This window comes from Pseudoalteromonas luteoviolacea DSM 6061 (genome assembly GCF_001625655.1).
In the GTDB taxonomy this organism is placed as follows: Bacteria; Pseudomonadota; Gammaproteobacteria; order Enterobacterales; family Alteromonadaceae; genus Pseudoalteromonas; species Pseudoalteromonas luteoviolacea.
This window is the reverse complement of the sequence record NZ_AUYB01000158.1, coordinates 35,070-59,487: the sequence shown is the minus strand read 5'-3', so window position 1 is coordinate 59,487 and position 24,418 is coordinate 35,070. Positions and strand designations below refer to the sequence as shown.

At 41.1% G+C, this 24,418-nt stretch carries 22 protein-coding genes; 13 read left to right on the top strand and 9 right to left on the bottom strand.

Annotated features, from left to right (window positions below):
• Positions 1-2 precede the first annotated feature (2 nt).
• Positions 3-254, top strand: coding sequence for a DUF2999 family protein (locus tag N475_RS24420; RefSeq protein ID WP_063358630.1), 252 nt, complete (start codon positions 3-5; stop codon positions 252-254).
• Between the two features lie 121 nt (positions 255-375).
• Here the strand turns inward: N475_RS24420 and N475_RS24415 are convergent, their stop codons facing one another.
• The 3 genes from N475_RS24415 to udk all read right to left on the bottom strand — a co-directional run bounded on the left by N475_RS24415 (position 376) and on the right by udk (position 5,653).
• Positions 376-3,408 (bottom strand): TonB-dependent receptor plug domain-containing protein, encoded by a 3,033-nt coding sequence (locus N475_RS24415; RefSeq protein WP_063366108.1) that lies wholly within the window; start codon positions 3,406-3,408, stop codon positions 376-378.
• Between the two features lie 374 nt (positions 3,409-3,782).
• The gene (locus N475_RS24410; protein WP_063358628.1) at positions 3,783-5,006 is read right to left on the bottom strand and encodes a NupC/NupG family nucleoside CNT transporter; all 1,224 of its coding nucleotides are present in this window, start codon (positions 5,004-5,006) and stop codon (positions 3,783-3,785) included.
• Positions 5,007-5,023: 17 nt separating this feature from the next.
• Positions 5,024-5,653: a uridine kinase gene (gene udk / locus N475_RS24405; RefSeq protein WP_039610702.1), complete on the bottom strand. Its 630-nt coding sequence runs from the start codon at positions 5,651-5,653 to the stop codon at positions 5,024-5,026.
• A 311-nt stretch (positions 5,654-5,964) separates the two neighbouring features.
• Between udk and N475_RS24400 the strand changes: the two genes are divergently transcribed.
• The 7 genes from N475_RS24400 (at position 5,965) to N475_RS24370 (ending at position 12,622) form a co-directional block, all read left to right on the top strand.
• Complete coding sequence (locus N475_RS24400; protein WP_063366107.1) at positions 5,965-7,179, top strand: phosphopentomutase; 1,215 nt, start codon at positions 5,965-5,967, stop codon at positions 7,177-7,179.
• A gap of 17 nt (positions 7,180-7,196) precedes the next feature.
• A complete protein-coding gene (gene deoD / locus N475_RS24395) occupies positions 7,197-7,898 on the top strand; it encodes a purine-nucleoside phosphorylase (protein WP_063358626.1) in 702 nt (233 codons plus the stop codon).
• A gap of 285 nt (positions 7,899-8,183) precedes the next feature.
• Positions 8,184-9,209: a hypothetical protein gene (locus tag N475_RS24390; RefSeq protein ID WP_063358625.1), complete on the top strand. Its 1,026-nt coding sequence runs from the start codon at positions 8,184-8,186 to the stop codon at positions 9,207-9,209.
• A gap of 120 nt (positions 9,210-9,329) precedes the next feature.
• A complete protein-coding gene (locus N475_RS24385; RefSeq protein WP_063366106.1) occupies positions 9,330-10,352 on the top strand; it encodes a tetratricopeptide repeat protein in 1,023 nt (340 codons plus the stop codon).
• A gap of 54 nt (positions 10,353-10,406) precedes the next feature.
• Positions 10,407-11,147 carry a ferredoxin--NADP reductase gene (locus N475_RS24380; RefSeq protein ID WP_063366105.1) on the top strand — a complete coding sequence of 247 codons (741 nt, stop codon included), beginning with the start codon at positions 10,407-10,409 and terminating at the stop codon, positions 11,145-11,147.
• Between the two features lie 85 nt (positions 11,148-11,232).
• Positions 11,233-11,691, top strand: coding sequence for a nuclear transport factor 2 family protein (locus N475_RS24375; RefSeq protein WP_063358622.1), 459 nt, complete (start codon positions 11,233-11,235; stop codon positions 11,689-11,691).
• Between the two features lie 193 nt (positions 11,692-11,884).
• Positions 11,885-12,622, top strand: coding sequence for a substrate-binding periplasmic protein (locus N475_RS24370; protein WP_227008516.1), 738 nt, complete (start codon positions 11,885-11,887; stop codon positions 12,620-12,622).
• Between the two features lie 81 nt (positions 12,623-12,703).
• Here the strand turns inward: N475_RS24370 and N475_RS24365 are convergent, their stop codons facing one another.
• The gene (locus N475_RS24365; RefSeq protein ID WP_063358620.1) at positions 12,704-12,895 is read right to left on the bottom strand and encodes a hypothetical protein; all 192 of its coding nucleotides are present in this window, start codon (positions 12,893-12,895) and stop codon (positions 12,704-12,706) included.
• 386 nt (positions 12,896-13,281) lie between these two features.
• Here N475_RS24365 and N475_RS24360 point away from each other — a divergent pair, with 386 nt between their 5' ends.
• The 3 genes from N475_RS24360 to N475_RS24350 all read left to right on the top strand — a co-directional run bounded on the left by N475_RS24360 (position 13,282) and on the right by N475_RS24350 (position 17,277).
• Positions 13,282-15,837: a reprolysin-like metallopeptidase gene (locus N475_RS24360; RefSeq protein WP_063358619.1), complete on the top strand. Its 2,556-nt coding sequence runs from the start codon at positions 13,282-13,284 to the stop codon at positions 15,835-15,837.
• On the top strand, positions 15,834-16,217 hold the full coding sequence (locus tag N475_RS24355) for a hypothetical protein (protein ID WP_063358618.1): 384 nt from the start codon (positions 15,834-15,836) through the stop codon (positions 16,215-16,217). The genes N475_RS24360 and N475_RS24355 overlap by 4 nt, the downstream gene beginning before the upstream one ends.
• Positions 16,218-16,842: 625 nt before the next feature.
• Entirely contained in the window at positions 16,843-17,277 is a 435-nt protein-coding gene (locus N475_RS24350) for a hypothetical protein (RefSeq protein ID WP_063358617.1), read from the top strand.
• Positions 17,278-17,482: 205 nt separating this feature from the next.
• On the opposite strand, the gene N475_RS24345 is transcribed toward N475_RS24350, so the two are convergent.
• The 5 genes from N475_RS24345 to N475_RS24325 form a co-directional block, all read right to left on the bottom strand.
• Positions 17,483-17,908: a hypothetical protein gene (locus N475_RS24345; protein ID WP_063358616.1), complete on the bottom strand. Its 426-nt coding sequence runs from the start codon at positions 17,906-17,908 to the stop codon at positions 17,483-17,485.
• Positions 17,909-17,916: 8 nt separating this feature from the next.
• A complete protein-coding gene (locus N475_RS24340) occupies positions 17,917-18,714 on the bottom strand; it encodes an HvfC/BufC N-terminal domain-containing protein (protein ID WP_063358615.1) in 798 nt (265 codons plus the stop codon).
• Positions 18,701-19,546, bottom strand: coding sequence for an MNIO family bufferin maturase (gene bufB, locus N475_RS24335; protein ID WP_063358614.1), 846 nt, complete (start codon positions 19,544-19,546; stop codon positions 18,701-18,703). The genes N475_RS24340 and bufB overlap by 14 nt, the downstream gene beginning before the upstream one ends.
• Before the next feature lie 61 nt (positions 19,547-19,607).
• Positions 19,608-20,072, bottom strand: a complete 465-nt coding sequence (bufA2, locus tag N475_RS24330; RefSeq protein ID WP_063358613.1) for a BufA2 family periplasmic bufferin-type metallophore — start codon at positions 20,070-20,072, stop codon at positions 19,608-19,610.
• Positions 20,073-20,458: 386 nt separating this feature from the next.
• A complete protein-coding gene (locus N475_RS24325) occupies positions 20,459-20,935 on the bottom strand; it encodes a GNAT family N-acetyltransferase (RefSeq protein WP_063358612.1) in 477 nt (158 codons plus the stop codon).
• 344 nt (positions 20,936-21,279) lie between these two features.
• Between N475_RS24325 and N475_RS24320 the strand changes: the two genes are divergently transcribed.
• Together N475_RS24320 and N475_RS24315 are read left to right on the top strand one after the other, a co-directional pair.
• Entirely contained in the window at positions 21,280-23,295 is a 2,016-nt protein-coding gene (locus N475_RS24320; RefSeq protein ID WP_063358611.1) for a DUF3857 domain-containing protein, read from the top strand.
• 1 nt (position 23,296) lies between these two features.
• Positions 23,297-24,418, top strand: a complete 1,122-nt coding sequence (locus tag N475_RS24315) for a hypothetical protein (RefSeq protein ID WP_063358610.1) — start codon at positions 23,297-23,299, stop codon at positions 24,416-24,418.

Genomic DNA, 24,418 nt, shown 5'->3' with positions numbered 1-24,418 from the left:
ACATGAATCCAATAATTGCATTGCTAAAAGAGCATAATATTTCTGATGAACAAATAAAGGAAGTTTTTCAAGCTCTTACGGAGAACCCGCTGATGGCCATGGCAACGGTTCAACAGCTTGCTATTCCACCAGAAAAGTTGCAACAGTTGATGGGGTTGGTGATGCAAAACCCAAACTTAATCAAAGAAGCCGTCAATGAACTTGGTTTGGACTATGCCAAAGTTGAGGAAGCAAAAGCACAGTTAAATAAATAACTGTAGCGGACAGCTAGGCAAACTCTAATATTGCTAATATAAAGTGGATTTATACACGAAATATAAAAAGCCAGCTTAATGCTGGCTTTTATTTAGAGATTGCGATCAAGCATATTTAGGACTAAAAAGTATACTGAGCGCCTAAAAATGCAAATCGACCTAAACCACCACCGTAAGCACTGTTAAAATTACCTCGACCGCCAATAATAAATGGACCACGTTCGTCGAAAAGGTTTCTCACGCCGCCATATAAACGCAGTGAGCTGTCGTCATTAAATGACATTGTATAAGACAAACTTAAGCCGTGAGTAGTGACTGAAGGTAGGTCGTTCCCCCATAGAGCTTCTGGTTCAGCGATGCATGTGTCTTCTTGAGAGGCACAACGAGTTTGGTTTTTCTCCATCGCGCTTAGCCAACTTTCATAGTCTTCTTTATCACGCTTGATAGAGCCTTTGTACCTTGTACTCCAGCGGACGCGCCAATTGTTTTTGCGCCATGTTAGTGACGCTGCGCCTTTATCTTCGAAGATATCTCTATCTAAGAAGCCTTCTTCAAAATCTTCAAATTGACCATCAGGCCCTGTTGATTTGACGGAGTACTCTATTACATGACTCCAATCTAATTTAAAGGTTAAGTCACCATACTCGCCGATATTGTAGCCATACTGCATGGCGATATCGTACCCTTTAGTACGGATCTCATCGGTATTTATCAATCGTTGCTGAACTTCTACTATTTGCCCCTCTTCATCACGGCGAATGTCGTTACAAAACTCGTTATTGCTACCATAGGCGATGGCTGAGTTATAACAGAATGTGATGATGTCATCATTGGAAAGGGCAGTAATCGCATCTTCTATTTGAATATCATAATAATCAATTGCAACTCTGAGACCCGGAATCGATTCTGGTGCCAAAGATATGCCAACCGTATAAGTATCCGCTGTTTCTTCGTGTAATTCGTTATTACCTGCATTTGGTGAATAACTGCTGTTTTCATCCTCAAATACACCTTCTGATGCAATCGTAGCTTGAATACCAGGCTCTTGTCGGCAGTTATCATGACCTGGGTTTGTTGAAGTGGCAGTCACTCCGTCGCAAAAATCACTGAAAGAGTTGTAATCTCCACGAGGAGGCGACATTAACTCGGTGATTGTAGGAGCGCGCATAGCTCTTGCCCAGTTTGCTCTGATTGAATAGCCCTCAACTGGCTCGTAGATAAATCCAGCTTTATAGCTTTGGATCATGCCCGTTGTAGACCAGCTATAGTCAGCTATTCGGGCAGAAAACTCAGCGCTTAAATGTTTGGCTAGGGGAGCATCATTTAAAAGTGGCACTGATACTTCAGCGAATGCTTCGTACACGCTTACGTCACCAGAAAAGTTAGGAACGTAGTTAAATGTGATACCACCTTCAGGCACGTTGGTTGCAACACTTTGTTGGTCTTTTCTATATTCGAAGCCAAATGCAGAGGCAATCGGTCCAGCAGGTAGAGTATAAAGATCACCAGTCAGCACTGCAGCAAAGGTGGTTTGCTTTATATCAGTGTTAATTTCAGCATTAACGCGAAGGTAATCAGCGGCTTCTGGCGTAATTGATCCTTCGCCAAACAGGTTGAGAGGCACACAGCCCGCTGCGCGGGCAGCTTCGTCTTTACAGCGTATTGTTCCGTCATCAAGTCGCTCTGCATCAAGTGCATATTTTGCGTGTGCTACAATAATTTCATTGGCACGAGTCTGCTGCTGTTTAAACTTGCCGTAACCAAGCGAAACATCCCATTCCCAGTCGTCCCATACATAGCCTCTGAGACCAGCCCAAGTACGAATTGTGGTACGATCATTATCATTTATAATGTTGCCGACTTCTTGAAATAATCTATCCCATTTCACGCCTCGTTCACTGGCCTGTTCGCGAATAGCTTCTGGCATATAGGGGTTGTCATAAGGGATGCGGCCCATACAATCAGAGCCAAATACATCGCTTTGAGGATCATATGTCACAATAGGGTCACATTCGTCCTCACTCTCTGGAGATTTCACATTTCGAGAGTCGTTTTGGCTTAAATGCAACTGAAAATAAGCTTGTGTACCAGAATCAAATTCAAACTCTGTTTTTATCGCCGCGTTAACACGCTTATCAGGCACTTTAAGCATGGTAAACTGATTAAAGTGGATACCATGTTTTTCCTCTTGCCAGTCATCTCTTAAAGTGGTTCCGTCGTACCAGAATCCTGCATTAGGCCTAAAACTACTGGATTCATCAAATACGCCGCCTGGAATTGAATCGCTCAAAGAGCGCCAGTCCGACTGCTCAATGTCTCGCATACACTGAAAAGCTGTCTTGTTTTGTTCGTCATAAATGGCTGTGAGCATGGTGTTACACATGCGTTTATCATCATAATCCCAGTAATCTTGCTGCTGGGCTCGATCACGATCCCAATACTCCATACCAAATTGTTCGTCATATGAAGCACTTAAAAAGACATAGCCCTTACCATCTGCATAGCTGGTACCAAAATCAGCGTCAAAGGTTAGCTCTCTACCACCGCCCTCTGTACTTTCACCTGTTCGAACGTCAAAAGATGCGCCTTCTTTATCTTGCTGCGTGATGATGTTAACAACGCCTGAGATTGCATCAGAACCATAAGCAGCAGATGCGCCACCTGTGATAATTTCCACTCTTTCTACCATGCCCTTGGGGATTGTAGAAAGGCTGACATAGTTGCCCGAATAACTGTTAGAAACTACACGGCGTCCATCTACTAAAGTGAGTGTACGATTGGTGCCCAATTCACGTAGGTCGATAGTCGAAAGACCGGTATTTTGTACACTGCTTTGTGAGTTGGTGTTGCTTTGGCCTTCACCAATTTGTGGCATTTCATCAACGAGAATTTCTGATAAAGAACCCAGACCAGCATCACTTAAAGCATCTCTTGAAAGTGTTGCAATGGGTGTTGCCACAGAAAAGCTATCTCGCTTGATGCGAGAGCCAGTGACGACTATACGCTCTGTTTTTTCGTTCTCCTCGGCTGAGGTTACTGATGTCTTTGAGTCTTCTATTTGAGTGCGGCTTATATCTTCGTTGGCAAATCCGGGGCTGCTTATAGTTGCGGCTATGGATATTGCAAGCAAACTGCGCTTCTTGCTTGGTAACACTTAACTTTCCTTAATTAGTCTTATTGGTTTTGGAAACAATCAAATGATGGGGCCGAGACGGCAGACTTTATTGTTTGTCTCTATTTTTTCCCTTTTGATTAATGCAATGATATTGCTTTGTGTACCCGATGTAAATTAAATTGGATTTGTTGCCAAGGTATTTCTTAGTGGTAAGTCCAGTTGGTTAGGGTAAGTGCCAGTATTTATAAAGACTTGGTTCAAAAGGAGAAGCTGATTAATTGATTGGATATTAGAAACGATAAAAGGGCCATATAGGCCCTTTGGTGAAGTATCGTTCAAGTTAGTATGGCTACCCTAACCCCTTAAGGTAACCAACCAATTGTTTTGCAAAAGCGGCATATCTCGTTAAGTTTCTAAGCTAGCGAGAGGAAAAAACCTGCTATTGCTGCGCTCATTAGGTTAGCCATTGACCCTGCTAAAACCGCCCTGAGCCCTAAGCGTGCGATATCCTTTCGACGACTAGGAGCCATACCGCCTAGTCCACCTAGTAAAATTGCAATCGACGATAGGTTAGCAAATCCACATAACGCAAATGTGACAATTGCTTGAGTATGAGGACTTAACCCATCTCGATAATTCATAAAGTCCAAGTAAGCAACGAATTCGTTGACTACTAATTTCTGGCCAATAAAGCTACCAGCCGTTGTAGCTTCTGCCCAAGGTACACCAATCATCCAAGCGACAGGTGCAAAGACATAGCCTAAAATCTCTTGCAGTGTTAGTTCTGGATGATTAAACCAGCTACCAATACCGCCTAATAAGCCGTTCATAAGTGCGATTAGAGCGACAAACGCAAGTAACATTGCACCAACATTAAGCGCTAAGTGCATACCGCTTGATGCACCTGCTGCTGCTGCATCAATTACGTTAACAGGTTTATCTTCACCGCTATCTACTTCGGCTAAATTTTCTTTTGTTTTCTCAGTTTCTGGCACAATCATCTTTGCCATTAAGAAACCACCAGGTGCAGCCATGAAGCTCGCAGCGATTAAGTATTTAAGGTCAACACCAATTGCTACATAACCCGCCATTACTGAACCAGCAACTGTTGCTAGACCACCAACCATCACTGCAAATAACTCAGACTGCGTCATCTTCGGAATGAATGGCTTCACAATCAAAGGTGCTTCCGTTTGGCCTACGAATATATTCGCAGTCGCAGAAAGTGACTCTGGACGTGATGTTTTAAGCAGCTTTTGTAATCCACCACCTAAAATTTTAATGATCCATTCCATAATACCTAGGTGGTAAAGAACACCAACTAGCGCTGAGAAAAATACAATGACAGGTAAAACCTGAATCGCAAATATGAATCCTATGGATTCTTGAGCGGCCAGAGGGCCAAATAAAAAGCTAATTCCGTCATTGGCATAACCAATAACTGACGACACTGCTGATGACATCGCAGCCAGTGCGTTTTTACCTGCTTCTATAAATAGTACAAAGCCGCCAATGACGACCTGCATTAGGAATGCAATTCCTACCGTTCTTTTGTTAATTGCGCTGCGGTTCGTTGAAGCCGCGAAAGCAATACCTAGTAGCATCATCATGCCGACTAGGCTCATAATTGTTGTCATGCCAAAATGTTCCCGTTTTATTCTTGCAGCAAATATTTTATTTTACTTTTAATAATATCAATCGCAACGCGATTCATACCGCCACGGGTCACGACTAGGTCGGCATTGTGCTTCGATGGTTCGATAAATTGGTAAAACATCGGTCTTACCGTTGCCTGATATTGTTCCACAACAGAAGATATACTTCTGCCTCTATGCTCGATATCACGCTGCATACGGCGTAATAAACAAATATCAAGCGGGGTATCAATAAATACCTTTATATCAAATTCTTCAATTAATGCTGGGTCGCTTAACAGTAATATCCCTTCGACAATTAATATTTTTGCCGGGTTTACCGTGCGTGTCTCACTACTGCGTGTATGTTGAGCATAATCGTAAGTAGGAACCTGTACTGATTTTCCTTGACGCAATTGTTCAAGATGCTCTTTCATCAACGCATGCTCAAACGCATCCGGATGGTCATAATTAGTTTGAGTTCTATGCTCAAACGGCAAATGCGATTGATCTTTATAGTAAGCGTCTTCTTCTATAACGGCAATTGCACCTGATTCAAGTTCATTTACTAATTCGTTATATATTGTTTGACTAAAAAGAGACTTACCGGACGCAGAAGCGCCAGCTATGGCTATAATTGTTCGTGTCACTAAAGTTCACACCCAGCTATTGTTAACGTTGGAAGATCACAATAGCAAAAAAGACACGATTAATCTCTTTTGCCTCGCTTAAGGATCAAATTTAAATGTTTTAGGGCTCTCAAAACAGGACTTATGTCCTCTGGTATAACCAGATTTTTATTTTAGGTAAAATAGGTACGGCGGATATTATATTACTGTTTTGTGACAGCGGACTAATGTCCTGTACGATATATTTAGGTAGCAATAAAGTAACGTCCTCTGGGAGCATGAATGCTTTATAAAAACAAAATACGACCCAGACAAAAGATGAGAGGTGATATATGGCAAGAGCAATTATATTAATGGCAGATAGCCTTGGTGTTGGTGCAGCACCAGATGCGGATAAGTTTGGTGATGTAGGCGCCAATACACTTGCTCATCTTTTAAAAGCATATAAAGAGGAAAAAGGTGAAGCCTTAGCACTCCCTAATTTAAGTAAGTTGGGTCTAATCGATGCTTGTGAAGCAGCGGGCGGTGAGCCTTGTTTGATTTCACAACGTCAACAGTCTACTGGTGCTTGGGGATATGCTAAAGAGCTTTCGAGTGGAAAAGATACACCTTCAGGCCATTGGGAAATGGCGGGAGTACCGGTTTTGTTTGACTGGGGTTATTTTCCAAATACGCAACCTTGTTTCCCAAAAGAATTTATTGATGAACTGTGTAAACGAGCGGATATTCCTGGCATTTTAGGAAATTGTTATGGCTCTGGCACAGTAATTCTAGAGCAACTAGGTGAAGAGCATGTCAAAACAGGTATGCCTATTTGTTACACCTCAGTTGATAGCGTCTTTCAAATAGCCGCTCATGAGCAGTCATTTGGCCTAGAAAAACTTTATCAAGTATGTGAAATCGCACGGGCACTGCTTGATGAAATGAACATTGGTAGAGTGATTGCGCGGCCGTTTATAGGCACTTCGAGTGCCGACTTTATTCGTACGGGTAATCGCAGAGATTATTCGGTATTACCACCTGCTCCAACTGTGTTAGATAAGTTGGCAAATAACGGTGGTGAAGTGATCAGCATTGGTAAAATTGCAGATATATATGCGCATCAAGGCATCACACAGAAACACAAAGCGCCAGGATTGATGAACTTACTCAACAAAACGACAGAAGTAATGGATTCAGCGCCTGATAATAGCTTAATTTTTACAAACTTAGTCGATTTTGACGAAAAGTTTGGTCATCGTCGTAACGCAGTAGGCTATGCACAAGCATTAGCTGAATTTGACGCATTCTTGCCGACTGTTTTAGGCAAGTTACAGGATGACGACATTTTAATTATTACAGCGGACCATGGCTGCGACCCTACCGCGCCTGGGACCGATCATACTAGAGAATATGTGCCAGTGTTGGCATACCGTAATGGAATGAACAATACTCCATTAGGTGAAAGAAATAGCTTCGCAGATATTGGTCAGACACTTGCCCAGTGGTTTAACCTAGAAGCGTTAGAATATGGTGACGGCTTTGCCGACAAGTTGGTTACAGCTTAAGTTAAAGGAAACATGTTATGAGTACTCCGCATATTAATGCAAACCCAGGTGATTTTGCTGAAACGGTATTGATGCCGGGTGATCCACTACGTGCAAAGTATATTGCTGAGAACTTCTTAGAAGATGCTCGACAAGTTACAGACGTTCGTAACATGTTTGGATTCACAGGTACATACAAAGGCAAACCAGTGAGTATCATGGGCTCAGGCATGGGTATTCCGTCTATGTCTATATACGCACGTGAGCTTATTGTTAGCTTTGGTGTAAAAAACCTGATTCGTATTGGTACTTGTGGTGGTATCAGCCAAGATACAAAAATTCGCGATGTAATTTTTGCGCAAGGCGCAAGCACTGATTCGAACGTAAACAGAGCCCGTGTGCGTGGCTATGACTATGCTGCGATTGCCGATTTTGGCTTGCTTGAAAATGGTGTAAATGCAGCGCGCAAGCTTGGTATAGATGCAAAGGTTGGTAACGTATTCACAACTGATACTTTTTATCAGGCTGACGGCGAGTTCTACAACGAGTTAGATAAACTAGGTGTATTGGCTGTCGATATGGAAACAGCTGGTATGTACGGTGTTGCTGCAGAATACGGTGCAAAAGCGATGGCTTTATTCACTGTGAGTGATCACGTCATTACAGGTGAAGCAACGCCACCCGAAGAGCGTCAAAGCACATTTAACGAAATGGTGAAAATCGCGCTAGAGTCGATTTAACTTTTAAACAGCACCTAAGGGTGTTGTTAGAACAGTTCCTTGGTAACGTAATCGCAGAGTTTTGGAGACACGCCTAAAACAAAGCGAATCACACCTAAAAAGCCGCACTTAGTGCGGCTTTTTTTTGCCTTTTCACCCTTGTATTATTTTTACTGCCAATAAAGCTGTTTCGTAACGTTTGGTTCCTAAATGCCGGGGAATAGACTAATGTTACGTTATGTAGTACCAGTTAACCGAAAAACAGAGCTCTGTGGTGAAACGGTTTGAATTGATGTGGCGGAATACATGAAGTTGAAAAGTAGCGTATTTTGGTTTTGTTCACTGTTATTTATCAGCTTGAGCCTACAAAGTCTTGGCAAAGCATCATTGAAAGATAAATCCGAGCCAGAAAAAGTTAAGTACCTTTCTTTAAATTACCCCCATCAGGCCATTCAATTTTACAAGCGTAATGCCGCCAGACTACTTACTCAAAGTAACGAAGAAACGGTTTCAATATATAGTAGTGTACTGGTCGCGGCGAGTAATTTGCACGACATCGCATTAGTGACTGAGGTAGTCCAATTACTTTCTGATCGCAGACTCTCTGCGCTAAGAGAGTCTTATGGTTTTACCATCACCAATGCGATTGGTATTTCTTATGGTATGAATGAGCAATATTACGATGCCATAGCAACCTATAAATGTACTCTAAAGCATGCTAATAACCAATTAGACAAAATGATAGCCAAGATTAATCTTGCCATCGCATATCGAATGAATGATCAGCCAGCTCAAGGTTTTCAGATACTTCAAAGCATTGAACAAGCCATATTGACAGGAAGAAGAAAAGCGGGCTTGTTGGTTGTTAGCGGGAATTTGTCGATAGCACTTGGCCAAATTGACTCAGCAATAACTGATTATACTGAAGCCAGAAGGTACTACTTAAAAGGTGATAACTACAGAAATGCTGCGAGAGTTTCTGTCAATTTACTCAGCGCTATACTGCTTGACAGGCGTACCGCGATGTATGATGAATATAGAGCTGCGCTTAACACGCATGAAGAAGCATATTTAACTGAGAACGAGTTGATGTTTCTGAAATGGCTGGATCTGATGTATACCAGCATAAAAAATAATGTCATTTCTGATGAGGCAGTAAAATACACGTTGAGTAATGCAACTTACCTAGTCAAAGGTGGGTATGCAGATTCAGTTAATAAATTGCTTAAGTCCTTAAATTCAGAGCACCTGATGGTAGTCGCAGAAAAACCACTTACTGACCGAGCCGTCCTAAGGGAAGGACTAGCGGAGCCATGGTGCCACAACGTTTGATGTAGCTGACCTGACTAGGCGGTAGTGGTGCTATCTAAATTATTGTTAGGATTGGCATAGTAGATCCTGTAACTTGTTGAGGGTAACATAGTTACATTAGTTGACTAGGCGTAGTAAAGCATGAAGGGCACTATTCTAAAGTTTGGTACGAATGTGACAATTATTACTGCTATTTTCGTAAGCGGTTTTGTCGTTGGTGCCGAAAATAAAACGGTATCTGAAGAAATTGAATACCTCACTCGTAACGATCCTTTGGCTGCAATATCTCGTTATGAAGAAGTTGCTCAAACGCTTTTAAAGCAAAACAATCCAGATACAATTCTGATATATAAAAATGTGCTAATAGCGGCAAGCAATACTCAAAATATACCACTCGTAGAAGAAATGAGTAAGCAATTATCATCGCTACGTCTAGCCGCTTACATTAACCCTTATTTATTCTCTTCAGTTAATGCGATAGGTGTCTCATACCGAAAGAACGGCCAGTTTGAAGACGCAGTAACAACTTACAAATGTGCGTTGAAATACGCTTTTAATGATATCGATAAGATGATTGTCAAAGTCAATTTGTCGATAGCCTATCGAATGATGGAACAGCCCGCTGTGAGTTTTCAATTGCTGCAAAGTATTGATGAAGCTATTCTAGATGGCAATAGAAAAGCTGGTTTATTGGTAGTAAAGGGGAACACTGCAGTAGTGTTAAATAAGTCGAGTGAAGCCGTCGACTATTATGCGCAAGCACGTAAGTATTATTTAAAAGTTGAGCATAATCTTAGTGCTGCGAGGGTGACGGTGAATTTATTAGGTGCAGCATTAATTTCAAGAAAGTTAGATGTTTTTACCAAGTATCGTATTACACTAAATCAGTTTCCGGAAAACCAATTACCACTAGGTGAGAAACAATATCTCCAGTGGTTAGATTTAATGTACAAAAGTGTCGCTAAAAACAACATCTCATTAGATACAGAGCGTTACATAAAAGAACAAGTGCCAGTATTAATTGAATTTGGCTACAAAGAACATATTGTAAAACTATTACAGAGTTTAGACGCTCAGAGCTTAGTGCCAGAAGGCGGGAAGCGTTTCTTACCTACAACTAAACTTAAACCAGGGTTAGCATCACAGTGGTGCCAAAACTTTTGACAAGCTTTGAATCTATGCCATTGTTTTAGTATATGCATTTTTTGTGGTTCAGCTATGTCAAATTGGGTTGTTGGAAAAGTTATTGAAGTTAATTGGTGGACGCCGAGTTTATTCAGCATCAAAGTGGCCGCAGATATAGAACCTTTTAAAGCCGGACAATTCACTAAACTAGGGTTAGAAATTGGAAGCAAAAAGGTTGCTCGCGCATACTCGTTTGTGAACTCACCTTCAGACCCCCTGCTAGAGTTTTTCTTGATTGAAGTAGAGGATGGTGCTCTATCTAGTAAACTGGCACAACTAGTAACAGGCGACGATATTTGGATTAACACCAAGCCAAGTGGTTATTTCATTTTGGATGAAGTGCCAAAAGCGGATACGCTGTGGATGCTTTCTACGGGGACAGCGATTGGTCCGTTTCTCTCTATTTTAGCTGATGGAAAGCTATGGCGTAGCTATCGGCGGGTGATATTAGTTCATGGCGTCAGGCATAATACAGATTTGTGTTATCAAGACCCAATAAAAGCAACTGAAAAGCTTTTCCCGCAATTTACCTATGTACAGCTGGTAAGTCGTGAGACTCCTGAAAATGGGCTACAAGGACGCATAACAGATATCATTAGCAATGGTCAGCTACTTCAGTATTGCAATATCAACCAGTTTACTGAAGCGCATCACTTTATGCTTTGTGGTAATCCAGATATGGTTAAAGATACTACTGCAATGCTACAAGATATGGGATTCAAAAAGCACCGTAGGGCTGAGTCAGGTCATATTACTGTTGAGCAATATTGGTAATTGAACTCCGGCTTGATCCGTCCCAGTATATAATATTAAAGAAACTTGTTATAATTCCCCTCGTACGTACCAAAAAGGGGGAATTATGAGGTACTTATTGTCAGCTGTTTTGCTACTTGCAGCATGGGTTGCGGGAGCAAACCCTGCTTTTGAAGGCACTGCGAGTCAATACAACCTGCAGAAGACAGACCAAGAAAAAGAGGCAGAGGCTGTTGTAGATGCGCTTATTGCTGCTTATAACAGACAAGATATCAGAAAGTTCATCGCACTCTATGACGAAAATGTAGAGTTTTATATTTACCCTCAAACTCTGATGTTTAAAGGTAAAAAGCAGCTAATCAAGCGCTATGGGCTAATGTTTGAAAAAATGCACTGCCTTAATGCGACTTCAATCAAGCGAATCACCAATGGCAATATCGTTATAGATCATGAAACATCGGAAATTTGCTCTGAGAAAGCGGATGTTGTGGATAAGCGCTCTGAGTTTGTAACAAGTTACCAAATTGAAGATGGTAAAATTACAAAGGTCGTATTTTTTCGCTAGTTAAACGTGAACTAATTGATTGGGATTTTAGAACCTCCTTTTTAAAGGTTACAAGGATTGTAAGTTGTATTACTTTACATTTTTGTACTTTTACTTTTAACGATTCGTGCTCAGCGTCTATCCTAATAACTATAGATTATAAAGTCTTTAGTTTGAGTTGCAGCGTGAAGTGTCGATGTTTGGAGGTTTAAACGTGTTAAGTTTACTTACACGGTTAGCTGTTTTGAGTTGCTGCATTGCATTTGATGCGGCATCTACGCCTTTACCCAAGCTTCAAGTTGTGACTGAAGAGTGGGTACCATATAACTATGCAGATGAAGATGGCGTCATAGTCGGACGAGCCACCAAAAAAGTAAGAGAAGTATTAGATGCCGCAGGGGTTGAGTATGACATCAACTTATACCCCTGGGCACGCTCAATGAAACTCGCCAAAACTCAGCCAAACACGATGATTTACTCGATCTACAGAAATGCAGATAGAGAAAAGTTATTTGAATGGGCGTGTCCACTTATGAGGCCTGTTCGGCAATATTTGTTTAAATTAAAAAGTCGAGAAGACATACAAGTTAACTCCATCGAAGAAGCAAAGAAATACGTTATATCCGTAGTAAGGGGCAGCGTTGTGCATGAGTACCTTGTAAACCTAGGTTTTGAAGCTGGCGTAAATTTGGATATAACGGCTGATCCAAGTGCCTCACAGAAAAAGCTAGTGGCAGGGCGTATTGACTTTTTACTAACCACTGAATACACGATGTATGAACGGTTGAGGCTCATGGGAGTTGATTACGGAAATGTTGAGCCTGCACTTGAAGTGCGCAACTCTTCTGATCGACGCGCGTGTATGGCATTTAATTTAAATACAGACAAAGAACTGATCAATAAAATAAAGAGGGCGCTGGCAGAGCATAACAAGCTGTTTATCGGCCCCTAATTTATAACGCTGAAAGCGTTAAAATTAGAGGCGTAAACAAGGATTTACCCAAGCAGGGTTAAAATCGAGAACAGGCTGTTGTCACCAAGGTTTAGCGTTACTTCTATTTCGTTTAGGTTTGTCGACGAGGTATTTATCAAATAAGCGTTTGCCATTTTCATATTCTACCGGTGAAGCTTTCGCACCTGGGTTAGATATATAAGCAAACGTAGCTAATAGCACTGCGTATAAAAACTCACCTTTGATTAAGTAAATTAGCGATAATGTTATCATCGCTATACAGCTTATCCATCTTATTAAAAATATCATTGCTTTTCCCTTTGCAAATCTGATGGCTGGAACTTTAGAACCTTTGGTCAGTAGATTCAAGAGGTCTGATGAGTATTTATACACAATTACAACTTGTTACAGGTTTGGCGCACACTGTTTGTAAGAAATATCTCACGAAAATGGGTACTAGTGAGCAGCAGTGATCCTTTTTAATGTGATCAATAAATACAGTTGTGCAGAAATGTTTGTGCTAACTTTGCGACGAATTGTGAAGACGAAACTGATTACGATAAAAGTGTTCAGAGGCCTAAAAAAAGGGGCTAATTTCAGGCAATTGCTCCCAATGTGACTATGCTGTAATAATTGAATACAGATAATGGGTGACTGTTATGGTAAAGTCTGCGGCCATTTGGGGTGTGTTATTTACTATTGCATTTTTCTCTCATAGCAATGAAAAACTATGGTTGACCGAGAAGCACAAACCTTTTCAATCCAGCCAAACAGGTGTTTTTCAATCTCAATTAAATAGCGAATATTTAGAACGCCTACTTTCATACAAAGCTATTCAATTGGACGTGCCGAGCCCTGATGGCTCTCTACTGCGATTTAAATTGATCCCTTATTCTGTGATGCCAAAGGCATTACAGAGCAAGTACCCAAATATCAAAACGTATATTGGCGAACAAGTGGGCAATCCGAGTGTAAAGGGTACTTTTGATTATTCATCAAATGGTTTTTATGGTGTGTACAGTCTAAATGGTAAGACAGTATATATTGACCCTGTAAATCAACAGACAGCAAATATGCACTACCAAGTCTATTACAAAAGTGCGTTGAATAGAGAAGTTACTGAGCGAGTACATGTATTTCATAACCCCATAAAATACCAAGAGTTAAAAGAGCACAGACAGGCAACATCGAGTTTAACCCCCAGTTTTGCGACGCCATTGGCCGAAGACGTCAAATATCGCTTAGCGATTACAACTACAGGAGAATATAGTCAGTTTCACGGAGGAACAAAATCAAGCGTTATGGCCGCTCTGGTGACACTCGTCAACAGAATAAACCAAGTGTACTTACGAGACCTTTCTACATCTTTTGAACTTGTAGCGAACAATGATGATCTTATTTTCTTAGATCCAAGCTCAGACCCTTTTGTGAATGACGATACTGATATAGATGACTTAACTACTGTGATTGATGGCGCAATTGGTGCGCAAGCTTATGATATAGGGCACTTGGTGGGAACAGGTGGCGGTGGTCTAGCTGGGTTTGGTGTCGCGTGCAGCAGCGCTAAAGCGGAAGGTGTAACCGGAAATCCTCAACCAATAAATGATGCTTTTTATATCGATTATGTGGCGCACGAAATTGGTCATCAACTTGGCGCTGACCACACATATAACGGGTTATCCGGTGCATGTGGCGGCAATCGAGTAGATTCAGCAGCCTTTGAACCTGGCAGTGGCTCGACAATTATGGCTTATACAGGCATTTGTGAATCGCAAAACTTGCAAACGAACTCAGATCCTTACTTTCATGTTCACTCGCTGGAGCAAATGGCAGCTTTTACACGGCAAGCTGGAGGCAGCACATGTGGTACCCGCACAGCAAAATCCAATCAAGCACCCGTTGTTAATGCGGGAGCAGATTACACGATACCTGCACGAACCCCCTTTACCTTAAGTGGAAGTGCCACAGACAATGAAGGAGACACCCTGAGTTTCAGTTGGCAGCAAAGTGATTTGGGAAGTGCAACAAGTAGCGCACAGGAAGACTCAACAGACAGCGGCAGTGGCCCTCTTTTTAGGGTGTTTAACCCGATTGAAAGCGGAGAAAGAACCTTCCCTAAACTGTCTGATGTGTTATCTGGACAGTCAAGCTATGGGGAAGCATTGCCAACTACCACACGGTCTCTTAACTTTAAACTGCTAGTTCGAGACAGTACGGGTAATATTGCGGATGATTCTATGGTGGTCAATGTAATTAGTAATCAACAGGGCTTCAGGGTAACAGATCCGATTGACGGAACACAATGGGCGCTTGGGAGTCAGCAAGTTACTTGGGATACAGCTGGTAGTGAAAATGCTCCAATTTCGTGTCAGGAAGTTGATATCTTATTGTCTTTGGACGGTGGTGTATCGTTTCCAACGAACTTAGCTGATAACGTGGCTAATGATGGTGAGCAAACCGTCACACTCGCTCAACTATCGAGCTCATCGCAAGGGAAATTAAAAATAATGTGTACAGACAATATTTTCTTTGCTGTGAATAGTGGGGCACTGTCTATTGATGGCTCTAGTGAACCAATCCCACCAGAAATAACCGGACAGCAAATTTTGGAAATACCAGAAGACACGAGCTTAACATTGTCCGTGGATTTCTTTAGTTATGCAGGTGGGTTTAATGCTGAAACCCTTACGCTCCAGTCTGGCCAAAACTATAGCTTTACGGGTCTTGTGATTACGCCTGATGCAAATTTCAATGGTGCTATTACGTTACCCATTACTGCTACTAGGGGGACATTAACCAGTGGGGTGTTTAATGCTCAAATAACCGTGGCTGCAGTCAATGATGCGCCACAAGCTGTAAATGATACATTTTCAGTGACAGAAAATAGCCAAAGCAACACGCTTGATGTATTAGCAAATGATACAGATGTGGATGGTGATACGCTTTCCATAGGAACTGTAACTTATAATGGCAGTGGCAATGTGTTTGTCTCTAATAATCGGCTTGCTTACACACCTGTAGCGAGTTTCACAGGGACAGAGCAATTGACTTATGTTGTCAAAGATTCGTCAGGGGGAGAATCAACGGGACAAGTCACGATTACGGTGTCTACGCCACCATCCGATTCCGGGGGTTCTTCAGGAAGTTTGTATTTTATAGTTAGCTTTTTGATATTGTTGAGCTTGGTTCGCATTGGGTTAAGGAGAAACGAATGAAATGGATTCAAATTTTAGCGTGTTTAGGGTTGATGATTGGGTGCGCACATGAACAACCTCAGGGATCTAAGCAATCGAATATGAATAAGCGTAGTGACGACTTGAACGTGGATGTTGCGATTGAAAAGGCACTTGAAAACAAAGATTATCGCCTACTTTTAACTCAAGGTAGGCGCCCCGTGTCTCCAGGTCTAGAGCATATCCCGATAGAAGAGTTAAAGGACCGCTGTGGGACTAAGTTTTTGACTGGAATGGGAGATGTCATTAAAAGTACGGCGGAGAAAAAAGCCCGTGTTGCTAAGTATAATTTTGCCAAAGCGTACAATTTAAAAATGTATGCGATATGCCAGAAGGCGACTGATAAATATAACAAGGTTTAATTCTAGAATAAAGGCCACCACTTTAATTTATGTAGCTCATACCTGAACAGTCAGTTGAGATATGATATGGCTAGGCATTATGAACGGAAAACCGTCGTTCGATCGCATTGAGTATACTTTTCTTATTGTATGATTTAATATGTTTTTCAATATATTAGAGTGAAATTTAGTTTGGAAGAATTTCTATCTTACAAGTTAGGGAATTTAGGCAAGATCTCGCTAATATGCTGTATAGGAAAATCGAGTACCAATCCATATCAAAGTTGAACAATCAAGCGAAAAGCTCGCTCATTTAGCACAAGGTAAGTGGGAGCTGGCTATTCAGATAAAAGAGCTTGAAAGTTGGCTGGTAGAGAACCCTCTGAATTTAACCCCTTCAAGTTATATTGCTGACGTTGGTTTTTCTATCAAAGAAGATGCTTGTGGTGGCGCAATATGATCTCCTAAAGCCATGAGTATCAAGGGAAAACTCGGCTTTAAATTATACTTATCTGAGTGCGGTGAGTAACATATTCCTAGCAAAGCAGTTGTCAGGAGACGTCCAAGGCTTGGTTGACACTCATTTTTCGTTAATTATAGCCAAGCTTAATACGCTCCATATCATGGTTACCTAAGTTACAATGGAGTGTGCGCAATCGAATATTCATATAAAAACTGGAAGAATAACTCAGACTTAAATCTAGTTTGCGAAAAGTTGCTCGACAATGCCAACGTAGACATTATCTTCACCAACTTCCCGTTTTCTGTCTCTCTGATTTTCTTCGTGATTGGCTCTGATATTAAAGTGACATTTATTTGCTCGGAGATTGAATCATTTCATTTGGATAAAGGCTGGGATGATAGCCCTTTATACGTAGTTTTAGAAACAAATGTTAAAGCGCCAAAAAAGAATAGGCATTTAAATCAGCCTGACCATGAGTTTTCCTGTATGGAACATGATGGATACTTATGGGAGATTAATGTGATGCCGGACGTCAACCTGAATATAAAGTGTCTTTCATTTGAGTGGCGTATTGATAGAGTTACAGAGAAAGAGGTGGCTTTGTTTAACGCCGGTTAATCACGAAGCAAGGACATTCATACAGGCCTGTTTTGAACTGCTAGCGTTGCCAGTATTCGAACCGCTGAGCCCTGCACAGGAGAGTATCACGGTCAGATTCAATTAAGTTAAGCAAACTCACTCTGACAGTTTAAGTTAAAACTCATTTTCTTTGATTAAAAGCGCAAACACGCCTTGGGTATATACTGGAAACGGGTAAGCAAGATTATTGCAGTGTGGTGAGTAGTGTTTTAATTTCATCTTTTACTTTGTCGATGTCACGCACCACAAGTTCTACTGACTGACTGCTTGTAGTGATACTTTCCCAATTGTTTGACCAAGTTTGATGCAAAGAGGACGCATTATCTTGAACTTGCGCACTGGTTAAATAGCTAAAATCTTTGATTAGGCCAACTTTTATCCAGCCTTTTCGAGGGCTCGCCGAAATTACATCACCATCGTAATGCGCGACATATACCAATTGCTCCAATGCAGCTAACTCTTTAAGCATTTCAAAACAAGCAAGCCTGATATTATTGTTGTTTTCAGTGACTTCTAAGCGCCAAGTATTATAGCTAAATCCTATCAAGGCAAATACCATGCTAAATATGACACTGAACTGATAGAGTTGCAACTTTTGTCTCATGCGCATAACAATACCTAAGCTTGCTGTACTCTAATGTCGCTTTTAAACCAGCCTAATTCAATGCCTTTTTGGAGCAACTCCATAACCTGCATTGTACCTTGCTCTTCAGATTCTGCGTATTGGGCAGCTGCTTCACATACAAACCCAAATGGCAGTCCATTTTGCATACTGGTTAGGCAATGGTAGTGACATGTTGAAAGAGCGTAAAACCCAGTTCGCTTGTCTGGCTCCCTGGCAATTATCCAGTGATGAGGAGATTGAATGTCAGGTGATGGAGGCGATTGATCGCTTTTAAGCGCTTGCCAGCTTTCGACAGCTGAGAACTGACAAGTGAGTAAATATACGCTTTCATGGAGCTGAAACTGAATGTTTGGCCAGTTTGCTTGCTCAATGCTTTGGAGCTGTGCGAATTGCAGTGTCTTGCTGTCTCCCGCATCAAATGCTTTGAGTAATAGCCGTTCGAAAAGCGCTATTTCTTTTAATATACCGTGTTCGCTAAACGGTTGATGTTCAGATAAAAATTGGGGAAGCCTGTCACCAAATTCTCTGAGCGAGGGGGCTGATGATGGGAAGCGCGCTAGATAGCCTTTGACCATTTCGTCAAAAAGCTCGTCACCTAAGTAAAGGCCCAGCATTTCATGATCTTGCTCCAATACTTTGGTTAATCGAATCCGATAAGCATTTTGGTAAATTTCTGCTCGCTGTGTCGGCGCCAATGCTCCTTCTTGAGCTGCAATGTGGTTTTCAAAATCCATTGAGCCGTGATTGAGCATATTAACAAAGTCTTGTTGTAGTTGTTCAAGTGAAGTCATGGATACTCCAACTTTTCGGAACGAGCGATCTTGCGTGGTCTAACTCAGCCATTAATTCTTTAAAAGGTGGAAAGTTGTCGTCCCGTTCAATCATGGTATTGATTGGGCCTCGCTTTTTTGCAAAGTCCTTAAATAGCTGCCAAACATGATCACAAATGGGCTGATCGTGTGTGTCAATGATATGGCTGCCAAAGTCGCTGTGCCCAGCTAAATGAATTTGTGCAATTGCTTTCTCAGGAATGGCATTGAGAAATGTTTCTGGTGCAAAATCGTGATTGCGGGCACTGACATAAATGTTATTAATATCGAGCAAAAACTGGCATTGAGTCCGATTATGCAGCTCGGATAAAAACTCCCACTCGCTCATTTGTGAAGCTTGATAAGTTAAGTAACTCGATACATTTTCTAATATTAAAGGTCTTTGCAAATAATCCTGAACAATGTTCAAACGCTCAGTTAAATGACTTAATGCTTCTTCCGTATACGGCATTGGCAACAGGTCATGGCTGTTAAAGTCGCCAAGTGATGAAAAGCATAGATGATCAGAAATCCATAATGGATCAACTCTGTTGATGGTTTTTTTAAGACTATCTAAGTAGGAAAAGTTAATCTCTGATGTACTGCCAATCGACATGGAAACGCCGTGCATCACAATGGGGTACTGCTCTTTTATTTGCGCTAAGTAATGCCAAGGTTTGCCGCCATCAACAAAGTAATTTTCAGAAATAATCTCGAACCAATCAACCTTAGGTTGAGTCGCCAAAATTTCTTCGAAGTAGCATGTGCGTAGACCTAAACCAAAACCGACAAAGGGGTGGGATGTATTACTCAATCTATACTCGCTGTTGTGAAGTTTAGGTGGCTCGCTTTACCAGAGAGCCACCTAAAGTTTATTAACTACCTACTTTACCGCCGATATCTTTACACGCTTTTGCTGGCATGTTTACAAAACCAGTTCCTTTACAAGAAGCTTGCGCTGCACAAGCATTACTTGCTGTTTTACAGTCATTGTGGCCACCGCAAATATTAACGTCATGGCAGTGTACTAAATCAGCTTTTGCAATACTGCCGACCCAGTCGTCTTTTTGCTTTCCACCAACGTCTGCACAGGCTTTTGAAGGCATGCCTACAAACCCAGTACCCTTACATGAAGCTTGACCTGCACAAGCATTGCTTGCGGTTTTACAATCGTTGTGGCCGCCACAAACATTGACATCATAGCAGTGTACTAAATCTGTCTTTGCTGCGCCTGCATTTGCCGCGCTTGCGCCACTTGTAGCACCTGACTCGCTCGTTGAATTACAGCCCACAAGTCCCGCAACCATCATTGCCATAGCGGCGCCTGTTAATGCTTTCATTGTATTTTCCTCGTATTTTTGGTTATGCCAAAGTTTTGAATGGCGCTGAAAGGCACTGCGTTTTTGCTGTACTTAATTCAGACCATTGCCATTTTATTGGCTTTTTTTGCAAATGCGCGCGATACAAAAAAAGCAATTTTATTGCGCTCCGGACGACTTGCTGAAAAAGACCTTGTGAGCTGCAGAATAATTTCAGTGTAGACGAAAATTTTATTTTTAGGAGTTATGAGAGTAAGTTAAATAGATTGAAGGCTTTAGTTTTTTTGTGGGAAAACTTACATGATGAGTAAGTGGGTTACGTTGTTATTTTTAAATAAACTACGTTGCTTGAAAAGTGCTAAACTGACTGCCCCGCTACGCAGAACGAGGCTGGATCGAGCATCGCTTTATACCTGTTTTTCGGTATTAACTTTCATTTCTAACAGAGACGGTTCAAACCCGAGCTTTTCATAGGCTTTTATAGCCGCTTCGTTATCCTTGTATACATCTAAGTAAAAATCATAGATCCCCTTAGATTCAGCCCAGTTCATCAAAGTTTTGATTATGCGCTGATTCAAACCATGTCCTCGATATTCAGGGCTGACAAACATAAATCCAAGGTACCCATGCTTGTTATGTGTGAGAGATTTTTTTGAAGTTCGTATCTGAACATAGCCCGTGGCTATAATTTCCTCATTATGCAACGCCACAATAACGTGTGAGAGGTCATTTTCAAGCAGGTCTTCCAAATCGTAATAACAGGCTTTAGACCTGATTTGCGGATTAAATGGTCTTTCTGCTTCCACAACTGCCTGCTCTAAAATTAAAAGCGCTTTTTTGTCGAGAGAATTAGCTGGTCTTAATTGTATTTCGTTCTTGTTCATCGCGTATCTTCTACTATGCTCTATTTTGTCTCATTTTATTGCTGTTTCTATCTTAGTTAAAGTGTATCGAAAGCAACATGCATTCAATGGTTGTTACTGGGAATAAAGTTCTCTGAGTAAGCCCATGATACCTGAATGGAATTTGAGTTTTTTGTTGTACTAGAACTAACTCACTGAGTAATGATAATCCAGCCCCTATTTATTTACGCCTTTTAGTAAGACTATCTTCAGCTTAAACCCTAGAGGTTTTAGGTAATATCCAGTTAAAAAAGCTTGGTATTAAAATAGATGTTTAGGTACAGTATCTCGCTGTTTTATATTGGATAAACCTAAAGAACTCGCTCATGGTAAGAAAACTTCCCTTTTACTTCATTTTGCTGCTGTTTATTTCAGCAGGGGTAAAGTCAACCCCTTCTGATGTAAAACCTCAGGTCGGCTTTACATCTCAACCAAGTTGGGTAAAACCAATTAATTTATCGGATTTACCAGCACAAATTGAAAAGCCAATGCACTATCGATTGTTCGATCGGCAAATTAATATCGAAGACAACTTTGGTTATTTTGTACGTAGCCGTTACAAATACACCGACAGTGCAGGTGTGCAGGATAACGCATCTATTCGTATTAGGTTTAACCCCGCGTTTGAAGAGTTAACTTTTCATAAGGTTGAGGTATTTCGTGACAACAAGCTAGTACAAAGCGTTGGCAAAGACCAAATAAAGATTATTAACGCAGAAGATGAGCAGCAGAGTAATTTATATTCAGGAGAATATGAGGCGCTTATTTTACTCAAAGATATTCGAGTAGGTGACGAGCTTGAATACAGCTACACACATTACGGCCAAAACCCAGTCTTTAATGGTAACTTTGGACATTTTGCCAGCTTTGGTTGGGGAGTTGATATTGATAAAGTGTCCTTTAGCTTAACGGCGGACTCTTCGCGAAAGCTACGAGTAAAAACAACTAAAGACAGCCTACAGCCGATTGTAACAAGCAATGAGCAAAGTACTCATTACTCAATTGAAGTACTTAACAGTAAAAAAATAATCGCAGATAGTGACATGCCATCATGGTATACCCCTTACCCTTATGTGCAATTCTCTCAATATCAAGATTGGGCGCAGTTAAAAGCATGGGCCAATGGATTATTTGAAAACACGCAGGTAAAAGATAAAGGCTTACAGTCTTTTATTACCGAATTACAAAAGATGGATAAGCGAGATGCTTTGAATGAAGCAATTAGGTTTACACAAGAAGACATTCGATATTTAGGGTTAGAATTGGGTGTGAATTCTCACCTTCCTCGTAGCCCTGATGAAGTATTTAGACATCGTTATGGCGATTGTAAAGATAAAGCGCTGTTGCTGAGTGTATTGCTAGATGCTGTAGATATTAAAGCATCTCCTATCTTAGTTTCTTCAGTGGAACGTGCAGAAATATCGAGTTATTTGCCTACGCATCAAGCGTTTAACCATGTGATCAACAGAATAGAATACAATGGCAGTTATTATTTCGTAGATGCGACTATGTCCTATCAAGGTAAAGACATTGATCAGCTTTATCAACCGGACTTTGGAAAAGCGCTGTTGATCGATGCGTCCGATACCACTGTGATTGATGCCGAACCTGCCAAACGCAACAGCAAAATTGTAATTGAAGAGGATATTTTCTCTGCGAATTATTTCTCGCCTGTTATGTGGCGAATTAAAACCACCATGCACGGGGCCGATGCAGAAAGCTTTCGCTATCGAATGGCGACAAGAGGCCTTGATGATATATCCAACGATTACGCTAACTATTACGCAAATAGCTATCCAAGCTTAGAAGTTGCACGAACCATGCAAGTTGCGGATGACCCAGTTTCTAATATTGTAGTGGTTGAAGAGCAATACTCTGTGCCTAATTATTGGAAATTGAACGAAAAAAATGACGCCGAATTTAGCTTTTATGCTGATTACGCGCATGACTACACTAAGTTACCTAAGTCAGTTCGCAGGACGTCACCGCTTCATTTGAGTTTTCCTATCGAAATTAAACACTCAGTTTCATTTCACTTACCTGAAGACATCGACTTTAGTCATCTAGAGTTTGATGAAAAAGTAGAAAGTGAATACATACAATTTCGCTCACAACTTCGGTATGACAAGAGGCGTCTGATCTTGACGAATCAATACCAAACTCTAGCGCCTTTTGTGCCTAAATCTGATGTGGCAAAGCACCTATCAAATTTAAAAACTGTGAATGAACACAAAGGTTTCTGGGGTAAAGTCACGAATGTATATGAGCAATCGACAGATATAAAATTTGACGCAATGCTAAATGAAATTAAGCGCAAAGCACAGCAAGCAAAGGGCGAGTAAAATGATAACAAAAAACTATTTAGCCATTGCTTGTGTGTTGTTGAGTTTATTGCTTTTAGGGTGTGAGAGTACCAATACCCAAATACAGCCTCAAACTGACTCCGTTGCTGTTACTCAAAACAAAGAGATGTCTCCTTATCAACTCAATAGCTGGTTTCTAAAAGAAATAGAGGAACACGGTATTAAAGGCGTTGTCGCTTTTGTCAACGAAGAGACTTTCCTTAATTACTTTGATTTGCTTAGCACCCAAGAGGAAAAAGCAGATATTAATTTATTAATAAAAGCAGTGTTAAAAAATTTGAATGGGTTACTTCAATCTGGTGGGTTTTCCTATTTAGGTACCGAAGAGCAGAGCAATCGCATTTGGCGTAGTTACTACAGAGTGAACAGCGAAGATGGCCGCTTTTTGTACTTTCATTTGGTGTGGCATCAGGGGCGATACTTAGTTGATGTTAAATCTGAAAGTCTGGCTCACAGTACGTTGGAGTTTATGGCGATAAGTCATTTGGTAACTGAACTAGAAGAAAGCCAGCAAATAATTTTCGTGCAAGTTATGAAGAGCTTGGCCGGTGGAGATATTGAACAAGCGGTAAGCCAGCTCAAAAACCTTTCAGACACGGCAAAAAGTAACGAGTTTGTTCAGCATACCCTGATGAGAACCATTTCTGTGATGCCGTTAGAGCAGACACGACCTTTTGTTGATAAGTTAGTCAAAATGATAGGAGAAGAAAAGCTTACTGGGCTTGCTTGGTTAGAGTATCACATGCAAAACAAGGCTTACCCTAAGGCACTTGATTTGCTCGATAGTACGCCAGAGTATGTTAGGCAAGATACTTTTCAAATGTTCCAAAAAGGGGGGATTTACGCCGAGCTCAAAGACTATGCATCTCTATGGCAGATCATTCATGACACTCTTTATTTTAATGGCGAGGGCTACGCAAACTATATTCTTGCAGCGCAACTTGTGATCTTAATGGAAGAATATCAATACGCAGTGGAGCTTTTTAATATACTTGAGTCGAAATTTGATGCTGTAATCTCCGAACAGGATTTGTCAGAGTGGAAGGGCGGCCAGTCGTTTATTGATTCTGCTGCCTATAAAAAATGGCGTGAGAGAGCATAA

Coding starts and splice junctions, on each gene's coding strand:
- deoD (WP_063358626.1), top strand. CDS start 7,197: ATGAGTACTCCGCATATTAATGCAAACCCAGGTGATTTTGCTGAAACG.
- N475_RS24365 (WP_063358620.1), bottom strand. CDS start 12,895: ATGATAACATTATCGCTAATTTACTTAATCAAAGGTGAGTTTTTATAC.
- N475_RS24360 (WP_063358619.1), top strand. CDS start 13,282: ATGGTAAAGTCTGCGGCCATTTGGGGTGTGTTATTTACTATTGCATTT.
- N475_RS24390 (WP_063358625.1), top strand. CDS start 8,184: ATGAAGTTGAAAAGTAGCGTATTTTGGTTTTGTTCACTGTTATTTATC.
- N475_RS24325 (WP_063358612.1), bottom strand. CDS start 20,935: ATGAACAAGAACGAAATACAATTAAGACCAGCTAATTCTCTCGACAAA.
- N475_RS24375 (WP_063358622.1), top strand. CDS start 11,233: ATGAGGTACTTATTGTCAGCTGTTTTGCTACTTGCAGCATGGGTTGCG.
- N475_RS24355 (WP_063358618.1), top strand. CDS start 15,834: ATGAAATGGATTCAAATTTTAGCGTGTTTAGGGTTGATGATTGGGTGC.
- N475_RS24380 (WP_063366105.1), top strand. CDS start 10,407: ATGTCAAATTGGGTTGTTGGAAAAGTTATTGAAGTTAATTGGTGGACG.
- N475_RS24385 (WP_063366106.1), top strand. CDS start 9,330: ATGAAGGGCACTATTCTAAAGTTTGGTACGAATGTGACAATTATTACT.
- N475_RS24315 (WP_063358610.1), top strand. CDS start 23,297: ATGATAACAAAAAACTATTTAGCCATTGCTTGTGTGTTGTTGAGTTTA.
- N475_RS24410 (WP_063358628.1), bottom strand. CDS start 5,006: ATGACAACAATTATGAGCCTAGTCGGCATGATGATGCTACTAGGTATT.
- bufA2 (WP_063358613.1), bottom strand. CDS start 20,072: ATGAAAGCATTAACAGGCGCCGCTATGGCAATGATGGTTGCGGGACTT.
- N475_RS24400 (WP_063366107.1), top strand. CDS start 5,965: ATGGCAAGAGCAATTATATTAATGGCAGATAGCCTTGGTGTTGGTGCA.
- N475_RS24320 (WP_063358611.1), top strand. CDS start 21,280: ATGGTAAGAAAACTTCCCTTTTACTTCATTTTGCTGCTGTTTATTTCA.
- N475_RS24345 (WP_063358616.1), bottom strand. CDS start 17,908: ATGCGCATGAGACAAAAGTTGCAACTCTATCAGTTCAGTGTCATATTT.
- N475_RS24420 (WP_063358630.1), top strand. CDS start 3: ATGAATCCAATAATTGCATTGCTAAAAGAGCATAATATTTCTGATGAA.
- N475_RS24340 (WP_063358615.1), bottom strand. CDS start 18,714: ATGACTTCACTTGAACAACTACAACAAGACTTTGTTAATATGCTCAAT.